The organism is Intestinimonas sp. (assembly GCF_026169115.1).
GTDB lineage: Bacteria > Bacillota > Clostridia > Oscillospirales > Oscillospiraceae > Intestinimonas.
Genome location: NZ_JAPFEA010000121.1, coordinates 1 through 14,495, shown reverse-complemented (window position 1 = coordinate 14,495; position 14,495 = coordinate 1). Strand labels below are relative to the sequence as shown.

Annotated in this window: 13 protein-coding genes and 1 pseudogene; 8 read left to right on the top strand and 6 right to left on the bottom strand. The window is 63.5% G+C overall.

The genetic code is table 11. The features are described from left to right. Nucleotides 1-125: 125 nt before the first annotated feature. A complete protein-coding gene (locus Q0Y09_RS10545) occupies nucleotides 126-1,892 on the bottom strand; it encodes a histidine kinase dimerization/phospho-acceptor domain-containing protein (protein WP_297721187.1) in 1,767 nt (588 codons plus the stop codon). A gap of 264 nt (nucleotides 1,893-2,156) precedes the next feature. Between Q0Y09_RS10545 and Q0Y09_RS10540 the strand changes: the two genes are divergently transcribed. Both Q0Y09_RS10540 and Q0Y09_RS10535 read left to right on the top strand, forming a co-directional pair. Next, nucleotides 2,157-2,654, top strand: a complete 498-nt coding sequence (locus tag Q0Y09_RS10540) for a helix-turn-helix transcriptional regulator (RefSeq protein ID WP_297721184.1) — start codon at nucleotides 2,157-2,159, stop codon at nucleotides 2,652-2,654. Between the two features lie 59 nt (nucleotides 2,655-2,713). Then, complete coding sequence (locus Q0Y09_RS10535; RefSeq protein WP_297721181.1) at nucleotides 2,714-3,559, top strand: hypothetical protein; 846 nt, start codon at nucleotides 2,714-2,716, stop codon at nucleotides 3,557-3,559. 196 nt (nucleotides 3,560-3,755) lie between these two features. On the opposite strand, the gene mnmE is transcribed toward Q0Y09_RS10535, so the two are convergent. From mnmE to Q0Y09_RS10510, 5 genes are all read right to left on the bottom strand, one after another. Then, nucleotides 3,756-5,150 carry a tRNA uridine-5-carboxymethylaminomethyl(34) synthesis GTPase MnmE gene (mnmE, locus tag Q0Y09_RS10530; RefSeq protein WP_297721178.1) on the bottom strand — a complete coding sequence of 465 codons (1,395 nt, stop codon included), beginning with the start codon at nucleotides 5,148-5,150 and terminating at the stop codon, nucleotides 3,756-3,758. 549 nt (nucleotides 5,151-5,699) lie between these two features. After that, complete coding sequence (locus Q0Y09_RS10525; protein WP_297721175.1) at nucleotides 5,700-5,870, bottom strand: hypothetical protein; 171 nt, start codon at nucleotides 5,868-5,870, stop codon at nucleotides 5,700-5,702. A gap of 140 nt (nucleotides 5,871-6,010) precedes the next feature. After that, entirely contained in the window at nucleotides 6,011-7,402 is a 1,392-nt protein-coding gene (locus Q0Y09_RS10520) for an NAD(P)/FAD-dependent oxidoreductase (protein WP_297721172.1), read from the bottom strand. A gap of 159 nt (nucleotides 7,403-7,561) precedes the next feature. Continuing rightward, nucleotides 7,562-7,756: a DUF6199 family natural product biosynthesis protein gene (locus tag Q0Y09_RS10515; RefSeq protein ID WP_297721169.1), complete on the bottom strand. Its 195-nt coding sequence runs from the start codon at nucleotides 7,754-7,756 to the stop codon at nucleotides 7,562-7,564. A 52-nt stretch (nucleotides 7,757-7,808) separates the two neighbouring features. Then, the gene (locus Q0Y09_RS10510; protein ID WP_297721167.1) at nucleotides 7,809-9,269 is read right to left on the bottom strand and encodes a D-alanyl-D-alanine carboxypeptidase family protein; all 1,461 of its coding nucleotides are present in this window, start codon (nucleotides 9,267-9,269) and stop codon (nucleotides 7,809-7,811) included. Between the two features lie 59 nt (nucleotides 9,270-9,328). On the opposite strand from Q0Y09_RS10510, the gene Q0Y09_RS10505 reads away from it, so the two are divergent. The 6 genes and pseudogenes from Q0Y09_RS10505 to Q0Y09_RS10480 form a co-directional block, all read left to right on the top strand. Further along, complete coding sequence (locus tag Q0Y09_RS10505; RefSeq protein ID WP_297721165.1) at nucleotides 9,329-9,760, top strand: ComEA family DNA-binding protein; 432 nt, start codon at nucleotides 9,329-9,331, stop codon at nucleotides 9,758-9,760. Between the two features lie 29 nt (nucleotides 9,761-9,789). After that, on the top strand, nucleotides 9,790-10,476 hold the full coding sequence (locus Q0Y09_RS10500) for a response regulator transcription factor (RefSeq protein ID WP_297721163.1): 687 nt from the start codon (nucleotides 9,790-9,792) through the stop codon (nucleotides 10,474-10,476). A gap of 31 nt (nucleotides 10,477-10,507) precedes the next feature. Continuing rightward, nucleotides 10,508-11,953, top strand: a complete 1,446-nt coding sequence (locus Q0Y09_RS10495; RefSeq protein WP_297721161.1) for a HAMP domain-containing sensor histidine kinase — start codon at nucleotides 10,508-10,510, stop codon at nucleotides 11,951-11,953. Then, complete coding sequence (locus tag Q0Y09_RS10490) at nucleotides 11,950-12,870, top strand: GerMN domain-containing protein (RefSeq protein ID WP_297721159.1); 921 nt, start codon at nucleotides 11,950-11,952, stop codon at nucleotides 12,868-12,870. Before Q0Y09_RS10495 ends, Q0Y09_RS10490 begins: the two co-directional genes overlap by 4 nt. Before the next feature lie 73 nt (nucleotides 12,871-12,943). Next, a complete protein-coding gene (locus Q0Y09_RS10485; protein WP_297721157.1) occupies nucleotides 12,944-14,227 on the top strand; it encodes an O-acetylhomoserine aminocarboxypropyltransferase/cysteine synthase family protein in 1,284 nt (427 codons plus the stop codon). A gap of 54 nt (nucleotides 14,228-14,281) precedes the next feature. Continuing rightward, nucleotides 14,282-14,495, top strand: a pseudogene (locus tag Q0Y09_RS10480) (hypothetical protein); the annotation flags it as partial.

Sequence of the window (14,495 nt, the reverse complement as noted above, 5' to 3'; positions counted from 1 at the left end):
TAACAGTCTTTCCAACGGACATAAAAGCCCAAGGAGGCAAGGGTCAGCCAGTTGCTCCCCTTATTGTAGCTTAGGCTCGAGATGGAGGGAAAGCCGGACTGGCTGCCCGGCTTTCCTGTCCAAATTTATTGTAATAGGAGGTTATTGAGGATCTGCCCCAGCCTGTGGGGGTCCCCCTCCACCGACTGGTCGGCGAGGTCCAGCTTTACGGAGAAGACCCGGTCCTCCTTCCGGGCCATATCCCGGAACACAGACGCGATGTCCTCCACACACTGCCCCAGGTCAAAGGGGCGGCAGTCCAGGGTATTCCGGCCCGACTCCAGCCGGGAGAGCTCCAGGATGTCGTTGATGAGGGCCAGGAGCTGTTTGCCGGAGAACTCGATCTTCCGGATGTAGTCGTTCACTTTTTCCCGGTCCTCCCGGTCCCGCTGGGCCAGCTCCGAAAGGCCGATGATGGCGTTGAGGGGGGTGCGCATATCGTGGGACATGCTGGAAAAGAAGGCGTTTTTGTCCCTCGTGCTCTTTTGGGCGGTGTCCAGGGCCTCCTGGAGGATGTCCATGTGCTGGAGCTGCTGCCGCTTTTCCTGGTCCACCTCCCGGAAACAGAGGATGACCTCGTCGGGGGCCCGGACGCCGTCGTAGAGGGTGCGGATGTTCACCCACTTGTAGACGTCGCCGAACAGCCGCCGATAGTCCCCGCCGTAGTCGGGGAGCCGGGCGGCCACCCGGCTTCGGATGCTCTCCAGGGAAAAGGCCTGGGCGAACTCCTGGACGGCGTCTGGCTCCACCAGGTTCTCCAGGGCCTGGAGAAGGTCCTGGTAGTCCCCCGTCTCCGGCAGGAGCTTTTCCAGCTCCGGCGAGAATTTGATGGCCGCGTAGGCCCCTTTTTTGTAATTCACCCGATAGATGGCGTAGAAGGAATCCCCCAGGATGTGGATGGTGTTGTCAGCCCGGCGGATGCGGCGGTTGTTGGCCAGATCCCGGACCACCATGACCACGATGACCGCCGTCACCAGGGCGGAGGTCACCGCCATGACCGCAATCGTGCGGTTCCATTCCCCCATGAGAACGGTCCGGAAGGGGATGGTGAGAACGACTGTCCAGCCGTTGCTCATCTGGTGATAATAGACCCCCCGGTCCACCCCCATCGGGTCCTGGAAGGAGGCGTTATAGGAGGCCAGGGAACCATCCCTGATCCCGGCCAGAAGCCGGTCCACATAGTCCTGGAGCTGTACGCTGCCGGCATCCCAGCTCGTGTCAGAAAAGAGCAGTCTTCCCGTGGCGTCGCACAGGTAGAGGGAGCTGTCCTCGGGAAGGACCTTGCCCTCCGTCCTGCTGTGGAGATTCTGGGGGAAGATATCCATGGCCAGCACATCGTCGGAGCCCTTGAATTTTTTGGCCGCTGTGATGACCGGCTCGCCGGTGATGGCATCTACATAGGCGTCGGTGAAGATGACCGCCCCTCCGGCCCTCTGGGCCATGCGGTACCAATCTGTACGCGCGTAGTCGTAGCCGTCGTCGCCCTCCCAGGGATTGGCCGCCACAATCGTGCCGCCGATGACGGCATAGGGGTCGATCACGTTCTCCCCCACGATGGCGGTGATCTTGGAGAAGTAGCCGTGGAGCCACTGCTGGAGCTCACCGCTTGCCGCTCCCGCCCCGTTGAGCTCCTCCACATACTGGGTGCCCAGCTCCAGGAGGTTGGTAAAGGTGCTCACATGGACCTCCTCCTCGGCGGCATAGCTCTCAGCCAAAGACATGCCGAGGTCCTGGGTGTTCTGAAGCAGCTTGACCCGAACCTGGGAAATCCCGAACAGAAGCATACTCACGCATGCCGCGATGAGCAGGATGCTCAGGGCTGTATTGACTGACAGTCGTTTGCCTCCCTTCATACGCTGTCCCCCTTCTCTCCGTCTGTGCCCGGGGCCGGCCCGTTCCCGGCCCCGCAGCTGCTGCCACCATCATACCCCCGTTCACCCGGAAAGTAAATCAAAATCCGCTTTTCTGAACAAAAAGTGACGGGCGCTGCCCCCTTTTTCCCCTGTGTACCCTCTGCTTTCTGGTCTGCAAAGTCCCTTTGCCCTCAGGCAAGCGTTCTTTGCTTGACAATTTACCGAACCGCCCTTAGCATAGAGCCAGAAGAGGAGGGAGCGCCCATGAATCCTGTTGCAGAAAACATGCTCCGCCTACGCAGGCAGAGGGGAATGACCCAAGCGGAATTGGCAGAAAAAATGGCGGTGACCCGACAGACCATCTCCAACTGGGAGCGCAGCATCTCCAGGCCGGACGTGGAGACATTGGGACAACTGGCTGTCCTTTTGGGGGTCCCGGTGGACCAGCTCATCTACCCCCCGGAGAAGCGGCGGAGGGATCGGCTCTCTCCACTCTCCCCAGCCTTTGTTCCGATCTCTTTGGGCATCTATTTCTTTTTATTTCTCTTCGGCGGGGCTTACCTGGCCGTTCCCCTCTGCTCCAGGCTCTTTGGCGGCGGGATCTCAGAACAGTTTCTCTACTTTCTCTACTGGGGGCTGTTTTTGACGGTTGGATTCGTTGCCCTGTGTACCTGCCTGATCGCGGAAATGATTGCGGAGACAAAAGCACAGTACTCTGGTGGTACCACAACAATAGATGTAGAAGATGTAAGGGGGGAATAAAGTTCGTTTTGTTATACAAGTTTATCTACGTAAAAAACAATCTTGAAAGGAGTAGCTCTATGAAAAAATTTTATGCTCTTCTGCTAATTATGGTGTTCCTCTGCAATATTTCTTTCTGTAATGCAGCAATCATTTCAGATTCTGATAATTCCTCCTATTATGCTAAAGTAAATGAATATGATTTATTATTGAATCTTTCTAATCGTAGCCGCCAGCAACTATTCCATGAGGGTTATTCCACTGAAGAAATTAACGACATATACAATCTTCCGATTTCTTACAAAAATTATCTTGAGCAATATACAGATTATCCTGATTATGCCCTTAAAAATATGGGTTACTCTCAGGAACAAATTACGCTATTTAGGAATTTCACGGGCTCAGAAGAACAATTAAGATCGCTTGCTGCAACGCTCAGTTTTAGTGTCCTAATTGATTATGTGACTTGGTCCGCATCTCAAAATAGAACAAATGCAAGAGTTACATTTGACTTTGAATGGTCCGGTGTTCCTTTCATTAAAACTACCGACATTGTTGCTTTAACATGGAATGATTGGACAATTATGGGGAAAAATTGCACCGTTACATATCTTTTTGGTGATGGCACAAAAACTCAAATTGGTTCCGGCACATATGTTGAAAACTCTGGGCCTAATTCGTTTGGAGGAGGATTCAAATTCTCAATGGTAAAAGAAGATAATACTTACTGGGCAAAGTCTGGATTTGGAGTTTTTACATTATATCACAACTATGAAATGCATGACCTCTCCCTTTATGGAGAATATGGTCATTCTACCATTGTGACTTCCCCCACATTTTCTATCCCTGGATATGGTTCTATTGGCTTTAGTTATGGAACTGAAATGGCTGCATCTGATCACGATGATAGGACAGTAAAAATATAATTATCTAAAATATATTCCCCAAAAGAAGGTAGAAGGTTCACAATCTTTCGTTCCACCCAAACGACACTGCGGGCGCTGCTGATAGCAGCGCCCGCTTTATGTTATTTGATCGACCGATCGTCACCGGGCGCAGGCTTTGCCGTCTGCAACCAGATCCGGAGTGGTACCAAAGTTCTTTTTCTTACAGGAAAAAGAACTACTTCCCCACGCAGAAGCGGGAGAAGATCCGCGCCACCACATCCTCCCGGACGGATCGCCCGGTGAGCTGGGCCAGGGCGTCCAGGGCCCCCTCCACGTCGGTGAGGACGGCGTCGGGGGTGACCCCGGCCAGAAGCCCCGTCTCGGCCCCCCGAAGGGCCTCCAGAGCGGTCTTGGCCGCCTGGGCCTGGCGGGCGTTGGTGAGCATGGCCCCGGCCTCGCCGCCGCTTCCCTTGGGGAAAAGACGGGCCACCGCCGCCCCCAGGGCCTCCAGCCCCTCCCCTGTTTTGGCGCTGAGCCGGACCACCGGGGGGGCCTCCTCGCCGGGGGCGAAGAAGCTCCGGTTCCGCCCCTGGGGCAGGTCGGCCTTGGTGAGTACCAGCACCACCCGCCGGCAGCGGCGGGCGGCCTCCTCCCAGAGGGCCAGCTCAGAGAGCAGCCGGTCCGGGTCCTCCCCGGCGTCGGAGCCGTCCATGAGCACCAGGGCCAGCTCCGCCCCGGCCAGGGCCGCCCGGCTCCGCTCCACGCCCAGCCGCTCCACCGGGTCGTCCGTGTCCCGCAGGCCCGCCGTGTCGATGAGCCGCAGCAGCATGCCCCCCACCACGCACCGCTCCTCCACCGTGTCCCTGGTGGTGCCGGGGATGTCGGTGACGATGGCCCGCTGGTAGCCCAGCAGGGCGTTCAGGAGGGAGGACTTGCCCGCGTTGGGCAATCCCACGATGGCGCAGGGCACCCCCTGGGTCAGGAATCTGCCCCGCTCATAGGTGGCCAGCAGCTCCTCCAGCCCCCGGATCCCCGTCTCCAGCGACTCCTCCAGCTCCTGGGCCCGGAAGGGGTCGATGTCCTCGTCGGGGTAGTCCAGCACGGCGTGGAAGTGGGCCAGTAGGTCCACAAGGCTGTTGTAAAGCCCCTCCACCCGCCGGGACAGGGCGCCGGTGAGCTGCCCCGCCGCCGTCCGGACGGCCTGGGGGGTTTCCGCCTCCAGCAGGTCGGCCACCGCCTCGGCCTGGGTGAGATCCAGCTTGCCGTTGAGGAAGGCCCGCTGGGTGAATTCCCCCGGCCGGGCCGGGCGGGCCCCGGCGGCGTACAGGGCCTCCAGCGCCAGGGCCAGCACCGCCGGCGCGCCGTGACACTGGAGCTCCGCCGTGTCCTCTCCGGTATAGCTGTGGGGGGCCCGGGAGACCGTGGCCAGCACCCGGTCAATGACATGGCCCTCCCGGTCCAGCAGAGAACCGTACACCAGACGGCGGTCCTCTGCCTCCGCAAGTGGCCTGCCATTGGCCGCCCGAAAGACCCTGTCGGCACATTCCGCCGCCCCCGGCCCGGACAGCCGCAGGACTCCGATGGCGGCGGGGACCGCCGGCGTGGACATGGCTGCAATGAGCTCTGACATACGTCTGACCTCCCTTGTTTTCTTCTGTATGCGGGGCTCTTTACAAATTTGGCGAAAATGCCGCGTAACTTCCCCTTGACAGTCGTATTATGTCTACCTGTGTGAATAATCCACGGCTTAAGGTTTACATAAGGGGCTGTGGATAACCCTGTGGATAATGTGGAAAACCCTTGTGGAAAGCCGTTTTACGCCCGGATGGCCACGGACTGTGGCATGCATATCCCATCGTATAACCGATGTAGAAAAAACGGCGCCGTCCCTCGGGGGACGGCGCTGGGCCTCGTCGTCGCAAAGTCCGCTTTCTCCGCTTCCACCGCAGGCGGCGAAAGCTGCGCGCGCTCCCTTGCTGTCATCCGAGCCCCCTGTCATCCTGCGCTTCTCCCCTGTCATCCTGCGCTCTTTCCCTGTCATCCTGAGCGGCAGCGAAGGATCCGTCCCCCCTCCCTTCATGCAGCGTTGGGGGAGAAGGACGGATTCTTCGGCCTGCGGCCTCAGAATGACGCGGGAGCAGAGCCGCGGGACTGGGGCGGCCTGGCCCGCCGGGGCCCCTTATTTCAGGCGGCTGGAGATGACCTGGGCCACCTTCACGCCAGACGCCCCGGCCTGGGCCTCGTCGTCGCAAAGTCCGTTTTCTCCGCTTCCACCACAGGCGGCGAAAGCTGCGTGCGCTCCCCTGCTGTCATCCGAGCCCCCTGTCATCCTGCGCTCTTTCCCTGTCATCCTGAGCGACAGCGAAGGATCCGTCCCCCCCTCCCTTCACGCAGCGTTGGGGGAGAAAGACGGATTCTTCGGCCTGCGGCCTCAGAATGACGCGGGAGCAGAGCCAGTGGGGCTTGGGCGGCCTGGCCCGCCGGGGCCCCTTATTTCAGGCGGCTGGAGATGACCTGGGCCACCTTCACGCCAGACGCCCCGGCCTGGGCCAGGCCGCGGGTGATGCCGGCGCCGTCGCCAATGGCAAACATGCCGGGCAGCTTGGTCTCCAGCTCAGGGGAGAGGGTGAGGCGGGAGGAGTAGAACTTGACCTCGGCACCGTAGAGGAGGGTGTCGTAGTTGGCGGTGCCGGGGGCGATCTTGTCCAGCTGGAAGATCATCTCAATGATGTCGTCCAGCTGCCTCTTGGGCAGGGCCAGACTGAGGTCGCCGGGGACGGCGGCGGTGAGGGTGGGCCGGGTAAAGGACTTGCTCATGCGGTGGGCGTTGGTGCGCATGCCCTTCACCAGGTCGCCGAAACGCTGGACCAGCACCCCGCCGGCCAGCATGTTGCTGAGAGAGGCGATGTGCTTACCGTAGCGATAGGGCTCGTTGAAGGGCTCGGTAAACCGGTTGGACACCAGCAGGGCGAAGTTGGTGTTCTCGCTCTGGAGGGCGGGGTCGGCGTAGGAGTGGCCGTTGACCGTGTTGATGCCCTCCACGTTCTCGGCCACCACGTGGCCGTAGGGGTTCATGCAGAAGGTGCGCACCTGGTCGCCGTACTGCTTGGTGCGGTAGACTAGCTTGGACTCGTAGACCACATCGGTGATGTGCTCGAAGACCCGGGCGGGCAGCTCCACCCGGACGCCGATGTCCACCTGGTTGTTGATGAGGGCAATGCCCAGGCGCTTGCACTCGTTGGCAAACCACTCCGCGCCGGAGCGGCCAGGGGCAGCGATGAGCCAGTCGCAGCAGACCTCGTCCCCCTTCTCCAGGCCCAGGCGGTAGCCGCCGTCTGCGGCGTCGATGGTCTTGACGGCGGTGTTGAAGCGGAACTCGATGCCCTTTTTCAGGTCCTCGTAGATGTTCTGGAGGATGACCAGATTCTTCTCGGTGCCCAGGTGCTTGCACCGGGCCTGGAGGAGGTGGAGGTCAAACTCCAGGGCCTTCTTTTCCAGGGCCTTGGCCTCCGGGGTGGAGGTGGAGAACATCTCGGTGGTGGCCCCGTGCTCCACATTGATGGAGTCCACATATTCAATGAGGTCCATGACCTCCTTGGCGTCCATGAAGTCGGTGAGCCAGCCGCCGAAGGCGGTGGTGAAGTTGAACTTTCCGTCGGAGAAGGCCCCCGCGCCGCCGAAGCCGCACATGGTATCGCAGACCTTACACTGGATGCAGTCCTTCACCTTTCCCGCCACGATGGGGCAGCTCCGGCTGTAAATGTCCCGGCCCTGCTCCAGGACCACCACCTTCAATTCGGGGTTCCGCTTCATCAGCTCGTAGCCCGCATAGATCCCGGCCTCTCCACAGCCGATGATGGCAACGTCGTACCGCTCCGTCATGATACGCACCTCTCCTTTGCACCCTGTTTTCCGTCCGCCTTTTGTGGGGACATACTTCTTCAAGTATAGTATAGCATGTTTTGTCAAGGCCCGCAGGGCAGAAAAAGACCGCCGAAGCGCCGCCCATGCGGCGCCTCGACGGTCCTTTTGGAATTTTGCTCAGCGCAGCAGCAGATAGAGCCCGCAGCCAATGGCCGCGACAACAAAGAACCCACCGCCCAGCCGCATGAGGGTCAGATAGAGCTCGGTGGGCTCTCCGTCCTTGACGGTGAGGAGATGCTCCAGCTTCCAGAGAAATTCCGGCTTTGCCACCATCAGGCCCCCCAGCACAAGGAGGATCACCACATACAGCACTTCCGTTCCCCTCCCCTTTCTCTATTCCGGGCAGCGCGTTCTCACGGTCTTTTTAATATCTCCTCCGGCGGCGGCCACTGTAACGGCTGCTCCGGTGGGGGCGGCGGGCGCCGCCGTAGCGTCGGCGGCGGCCAAAGAGGAGCCAGCGCAGCAGCAGCACCACAGCGAGGACCCCCAGAGCGATGAGGACCACCTTCACCCAGAGCTGGCCGAAGAACGCCTCTATCTGGGCCAGGCGGTAGAGGAGCTCGGAGCGCTCCACACTGTCCACCACCGCCAGGTCCAGCTGTCCGTACACCGTGTCCCCGTTGGAGACGGTGACATGGCCCACCACCTGCCCCTTGGTCACCGGGGCCTCCAGGCGCTCCGTGTCATAGACGGGGGTGAGCTGGAAGTCGGCGGGGTCCAGGTCGTTGGGCAGGATGGCCTCCAGCTCGCCGACGGCCTGGACGCCGATGCGGTCAGTCTCCCGGGAGAGGTCCACCGGGATGGTGCCGGCAAAGTAGGTGGCGTCCAGCAGCTTTTTGGTGGCGAAGCTGTTGAAGCCCCACTCCAGCAGCCGGGTGGACTCGCTGAAATAGGTAAAGCCCTCGCTGCCGGTGGTCCCGGGCACCCGCTCGCAGCCCAGCACCACGGCGATGAGGCTCCGGTCCTCCTTGGTGGCGGAGGAGGCCAGGCAGTAGCCCGCCTCGGGGGTATGGCCGGTCTTGATGCCGGCGGCATACTGATAGTAGTAGCCCGTGATCCGGAAGGTGGACACCAGGGCATTGGTGGAGCGGATGATGCGCTCCTCGTGCATATTCGTGGCGGGCATGGTATAGTTCAGCGAGGAGACGATGGTGCGGAAGGTCTCGTACTTCATGGCCTCCTGGCACATGAGGGCGATGTCGTAGGCGGTGGTGTAGTGGTCCGGGTCGTGATAGCCGTGGGTGTTGGCGAAATGGGTGTCCTCCATGCCCAGCTCCGCCGCCCGCTGGTTCATCTGCTCCACAAAGGCGTCCACGGAGCCCGCCACCGCCTCGGCCAGGATGTTGCACGCCTCATTGGCGGAGGGCAGCAGCGCCGCGTTGAGCAGGTCGATCACCCGCAGCTGCTCGCCCTCCTTGATGTCGGCGGTGGAGGCGTTCTCGCCGATGCCCGTGTGGAGACTGCCGCCGGCGGTGAGCACCGTATCCAGGGTCAGCTCCCCCCGCTCCACAGCCTCCAGGGTGAGCAGGGAGGTCATCACCTTGGTGATGCTGGCGGGGTAACGCTGCACATGGGAATCCTGATCGTAGAGGACGGCGCCGGTGTCGGCGGCCACCAGGATGGCGGCGGCGGCCTCCACATGCATCTCATTGACAAGCCGGCTCTCCACCGGCTCCTTCTCCTCCACCACCGGGCCGGCCCCTGGCGTCGCCGCCGGCGGCTCGGTCCCGTCCGGCCCGGCGGCCAGGGCAGTCGGGGCGGACAGAGAGGCGGTCAGCCCCAGGGCGAGGAGGAGAGAAAGCAGTCTGCGTCGATATTTTTTCATGGGAAACTCCTAGCAAATATGATATAATCGTTTGCACGGCACACAGGCCGTCCGTTCTTGTGCAAGCTATTATATCAGACCGCAGCGGCGGGTGCAATCGGTTGGAGGTGGGCGACATAAAAATTTCCACGCTGGAGAAGGTCCTGCTGGGGATCACCGCCGCCGCGCTGCTTTTGGCGGCGGGCTATTTTCTGGGGACGCGCAGCGGCGGAGCGCCCTACCGGGTGGAGGCCCGGCCAGCCGCGGAGACCCGCGTCCCCCTCCCTACTCCCGAACCGCCCGCCCCCGGGACGCCGGGCAGGGTGAACATCAACACCGCCGACGCCGCGGAGCTGGAGACCCTCCCCGGCATCGGGGAAAAGCGGGCCGCCGACATTGTGGCCGACCGGGCGGCCAACGGCCCCTTCCGCATCCCGGAGGACCTGGCCCGGGTGGACGGCATCGGCCCGGGCACGCTGGAGGGACTCATGGATTATATCACGGTGGAGTGAGGCTCCGCCCGTCAGAATAGGAGGCACATATGGCAAAGATCCTGGTGGTAGACGACGAAAAGGTGCTGGTGAAGGGCATCAAATTCAATCTGGAAAACGAGGGCTATCAGGTGGAGGTGGGCTACGACGGGGAGCAGGCGGTGGAGCTGGCCCGGGGCGGCGGCTTTGACCTCATCATCCTGGACCTGATGATGCCCGGGATCGACGGGCTCCAGGCCTGTATGCGCATCCGGGAGTTCTCCAATGTGCCCATCATCATGCTCACCGCCCGCAGCGAGGACACGGACAAGATCATCGGCTTTGAGTGCGGGGCCGACGACTATGTGACCAAGCCCTTCAACATCCTGGAGCTCAAGGCCCGTATCCGGGCCATGCTCCGCCGCGCCGGCGCCGCCGGCCAGAAGGAAAAGGCCGCCCGCCTCACCCAGGGCCACATCGTCCTGGATGCCGACGAGCGTTCCGCCCTCCGGGACGGCACCCCGGTGGACCTCACCGCCAAGGAATTCGACCTCATGGAGCTGCTGATGCGCAATCCAGGCCGGGTCTACTCCCGGGAAAACCTGCTGAACATCGTCTGGGGCTATGAGTACGCCGGCGAATACCGCACCGTGGACGTCCACATCCGCCGGCTCCGGGAGAAGCTGGAGCTGGACCCGGCCAACCCGGAATACATCCTCACCAAGTGGGGCGTGGGCTATTATCTGAAAAACGGCTGACCCAAGCCGGTAGTTTTAGGAGGTGAAGACCGTGGCCCACCTGCCCGGAGCGGAGAAGATCCCCTTCCGCCGCTCCCTCCAGCTCAAATTCGCCCTGACCTACATCATCATCATCGCGGCGGTGCTCATCCTGCTCAACACCTACCCGGTGCTGGTCTCCCAGGACCTGGTCTTCCGGTCCAAGGCCAGCCTGCTCCAGTCCCAGGCCGCCGTCATTGCCGACACCATCGCCCGCACCGAGGCCCTCACCGCCGAAGCCGTCCGGGACTATGTGGAGCCCCTGGGCTACACCGGGCAGTTCCGGGTGCTGGTCACCGACGAGTTCGGCCTTATCCTCTACGACAGCGACGAGCTCCGCTTCACCCAGGGGCGTTACGCCATGCTGGGGGAGGTCACCGCCGCCCTCCGGGGCTATGACGTGGCCACCTCCTCCTACCTGGACGGGGCCTTTCACAGCCGCTCCGCCGTCCCCGTCATCTACCGGGACATGACCATCGGCTGCGTCTATCTCTACGAGCGGGACGCCGACCAGGGGGCCCTCCTCACCGAGATCCAGCGGAACCTGCGCTCCATCTCCCTGGTCATCTGCGTGCTGGTCCTCATTTTGAGCGTCTTTTTCTCCAAGGCCCTCACCCGGCGGGTGGGCGACCTGCTCCGGGCCATCCGCATCGTCCGGGAGGGGGAATACAGCCACCGGGTGAGCATCCGGGGCGGCGACGAGCTCAGCCAGCTGGCCGGGGAATTCAACCAGCTCACTGACCGGCTCCAGACCACCGAGGAGGTCCGCCGCCGCTTCGTCTCCGACGCCTCCCACGAGCTCAAGACCCCCCTGGCCTCCATCCGCCTGCTCACCGACTCCATCCTCCAGACCGACGGCATGGACCCGGACATGGTGCGGGACTTCGTCTCCGACATCGGCGAGGAGGCCGACCGCCTGACCCGCATCTCGGAAAAGCTCCTCACCCTCACCCGCATGGACAGCGCCGCCCCCGTGGAGACGGCCCCGGTGGATGTGGCCGCCGTGGTGGAAAAGGTGGGGCGCATGCTCCTCCCCCTGGCCGGGGACCGGAACATCTCCGTGGAGACCGCCCTCCAGCCCGGCTGCGTGGTGGAGGCCACCGAGGACGACCTTTATCAAATCGCCTTCAACCTGATGGAAAACGCCGTGAAGTACAACGTCCCCGGCGGCCATGTCATGGTGGACCTGCGCTCCATGGGGGACCTCATTCTCCTCACGGTGGAGGACACCGGCGTGGGCATCCCCGAGGAGGACCTGCCCAAGATCTTTGACCGCTTTTACCGGGTGGACAAGGCCCGGTCCCGGGCCGCCGGCGGCACCGGCCTGGGCCTGTCCATCGTCCGGGACACCGCCCGGCAGCACGGCGGCGCCGTCACCGCCGAGCGCCGGGAGGCGGGGGGCAGCCGCTTCCAGGTGGCCTTTCCCCGCCGGGAGGAGAAAGGGGGGCCGACGCCGTGAACATCCGCATCCTGAGCCTGCTCTGCGCCCTTGCCCTGGCCCTCACCGGCTGCGCCCCCGCCGCCGGGGGCGGGACGGACCAGCCGGTCTACTTCGCCGCCCCCCTGCCGGAGGGGGAGCCCGCCCGCCCCGTCCAGGGGCCCGCCGTGCTGTGTGAGACCCGGCGCATCCCCGAGCAGGCCGACCTCCTCACCGCCCTGGTGGAATGTCTGCTCTCCGGGCCCGTCAACGACGAGCTGCGCTCCCCCTTCCCCGCGGGGGTCTATCAGCTCGCGCCCCCCACCCTTACCGACGGGGTGTGCCAGGTGGACCTCTCCGAGCACTACGGCGGGCTGTCCGGGGTAGACCTCACCGTGGCCGACTACTGCATTGCCCTCACCCTCCTCCAGGTGGAGGGGGTGGAGGCCGTCTCCATCCTGGTGGAGGGGGAACCCATCTCCTACCGGGACCACCAGCTCCTCCGGGAAACCGACGTCCTCCTCTCCAGCGCCGAGGACGAGCCGGTCTACCTCTCCGCCGCCCTCTGTTTCCTCCGGGAGGAGGGCGGGCTTGCCGCGGAGCGGCGGGAGCTGCTCATCCCCGGCGGCAGCGCCCCGGCGGAGGTCCTGCTCCAGGCCCTTCTGGCCGGGCCGGAGACCCCGGGGCTCTCCCTGCCCCTCCCCGCCGACGCCCAGCCCGTCGACCTGTGGGTGGACGAGGGGGGCGTCTGCTATGTGAACTTCAACGCCGCCTTCCTCTCCGGCTCCGCCGCCCCCGGCCAGGACCGCCTCCTCCTCTACGCCATCGTCAACACCCTCTGCCAGCTCCCCAACGTGGACGCCGTCTTCCTGCTGGTGGAGGGGGAGTCGGTGGAGGAGTTCGGCGGCGTGGCGGCTGACCGCCCCCTGGAGCCCAACCCCGACCTGGTGGTCTCCTGATTTTTCATTGACAAACGGCGGTAATGCGCGTAGTCTAAGTGCAATTACCCACACCGAGAAAGGAAGATGCCCCATGTCCGACTACCGCCTGAGCACCAACTGTCTCCACGCCGGCTACGTCCCCGGCAACGGCGAGCCCCGCAACCTCCCCATCGTCCAGTCCACCACCTTCCGCTACGCCACCGGCGAGGCCATGGGCGCCCTCTTCGACCTGGAGGCCGAGGGCTACTTCTACACCCGGCTCCAGAACCCCACCAGCGACGCCGTGGCCGCCAAGATCTGCGCCCTGGAGGGGGGCTCCGCCGCCATGCTGACCTCCTCCGGCCAGGCGGCCAACTTCTTCGCCGTGTTCAACATCGCCGGCTGCGGGGACCATGTGGTGTGCTCCTCTGCCATCTACGGCGGCACCTTCAACCTCTTTTCCGTCACCATGAAGCGCATGGGGGTGGACTTCACCTTTGTCTCCCCCGACTGCTCCGACGCCGAGCTGGAAGCCGCCTTCCGCCCCAACACCAAGGCCGTCTTCGGCGAGACCATCGCCAACCCGGCCCTCGCCGTACTGGACATCGAGAAGTTCGCCCGGGCGGCCCACGCCCACGGGGTGCCCCTCATCGTGGACAACACCTTCCCCACCCCGGTGAACTGCCGCCCCTTCCAGTGGGGGGCCGACATCGTCACCCACTCCACCACCAAGTACATGGACGGCCACGCCAACGCCGTGGGCGGGGCCATCGTGGACGCGGGCAAATTCGACTGGACCGCCCACGCCGACAAATTCCCCGGCCTCACCACCCCGGATGAGAGCTACCACGGCATCACCTACGCCGAGAAATTCGGTCTGGCCGGGGCCTACATCACCAAGGCCACCGCCCAGCTCATGCGGGACTTCGGGGCCAGCCCCGCCCCCATGAACGCCTACCTCCTCAACGTGGGGCTGGAGACCCTCCCCCTGCGCATGGCCAGACACTGCGCCAACGCCCTGGAGGCGGCCCGCTATCTGGAGGGCCACGACAAGGTGGCCTGGGTCAACTACCCCGGCCTGGCGGGCAGCCCCTGCCGCGCCCTGGTGGAGAAGTACCTGCCCCACGGCACCTGCGGCGTGGTCTCCTTCGGCGTGAAGGGTGGCCGGGAGGCCGCCTCCAAATTCATGGCGGGGCTGAAGCTGTGCTCCATCGCCACCCACGTGGCCGACGCCAAGACCTGCGTCCTCCACCCCGCCTCCACCACCCACCGGCAGATGAACGACGCCGAGCTGGCCGCCGCCGGGGTCTCCCCCGACCTCATCCGGCTCTCCGTGGGCATTGAGGACCCCGCCGACCTTCTGGCCGACCTGGAGCAGGCCCTGGCCGCCCTGTGACCCGCCCCACGCGCAGGTTTTGAACCGACAACGACAGAAAAGGAGGTCATCCCCATGACAAAGAAATTCCTTCCCCTGACCCTGGCCCTGGCCCTGTCTCTTGGTCTGGCGGCCCCGGCGGGGGCGTCGGCGGTCCAGCACTTTTCAGACGTACCGGCCACCCACTGGGCCTACCAGCAGGTGGAGCGGAGCTACGCCGACGGCGTGATGGAGGGCACCGGCGGCGACCCCGCCAAGGGGACCGGCCTGTTCCGCCCCGATGTGACCC

What these genes read in the sequence shown, in the direction of transcription:
- Q0Y09_RS10545 (WP_297721187.1), bottom strand. Translation starts at nt 1,892, where the DNA reads ATGAAGGGAGGCAAACGACTGTCAGTCAATACAGCCCTGAGCATCCTG.
- Q0Y09_RS10540 (WP_297721184.1), top strand. Translation starts at nt 2,157, where the DNA reads ATGAATCCTGTTGCAGAAAACATGCTCCGCCTACGCAGGCAGAGGGGA.
- Q0Y09_RS10535 (WP_297721181.1), top strand. Translation starts at nt 2,714, where the DNA reads ATGAAAAAATTTTATGCTCTTCTGCTAATTATGGTGTTCCTCTGCAAT.
- mnmE (WP_297721178.1), bottom strand. Translation starts at nt 5,150, where the DNA reads ATGTCAGAGCTCATTGCAGCCATGTCCACGCCGGCGGTCCCCGCCGCC.
- Q0Y09_RS10525 (WP_297721175.1), bottom strand. Translation starts at nt 5,870, where the DNA reads ATGACAGGGAAAGAGCGCAGGATGACAGGGGGCTCGGATGACAGCAGG.
- Q0Y09_RS10520 (WP_297721172.1), bottom strand. Translation starts at nt 7,402, where the DNA reads ATGACGGAGCGGTACGACGTTGCCATCATCGGCTGTGGAGAGGCCGGG.
- Q0Y09_RS10510 (WP_297721167.1), bottom strand. Translation starts at nt 9,269, where the DNA reads ATGAAAAAATATCGACGCAGACTGCTTTCTCTCCTCCTCGCCCTGGGG.
- Q0Y09_RS10500 (WP_297721163.1), top strand. Translation starts at nt 9,790, where the DNA reads ATGGCAAAGATCCTGGTGGTAGACGACGAAAAGGTGCTGGTGAAGGGC.
- Q0Y09_RS10485 (WP_297721157.1), top strand. Translation starts at nt 12,944, where the DNA reads ATGTCCGACTACCGCCTGAGCACCAACTGTCTCCACGCCGGCTACGTC.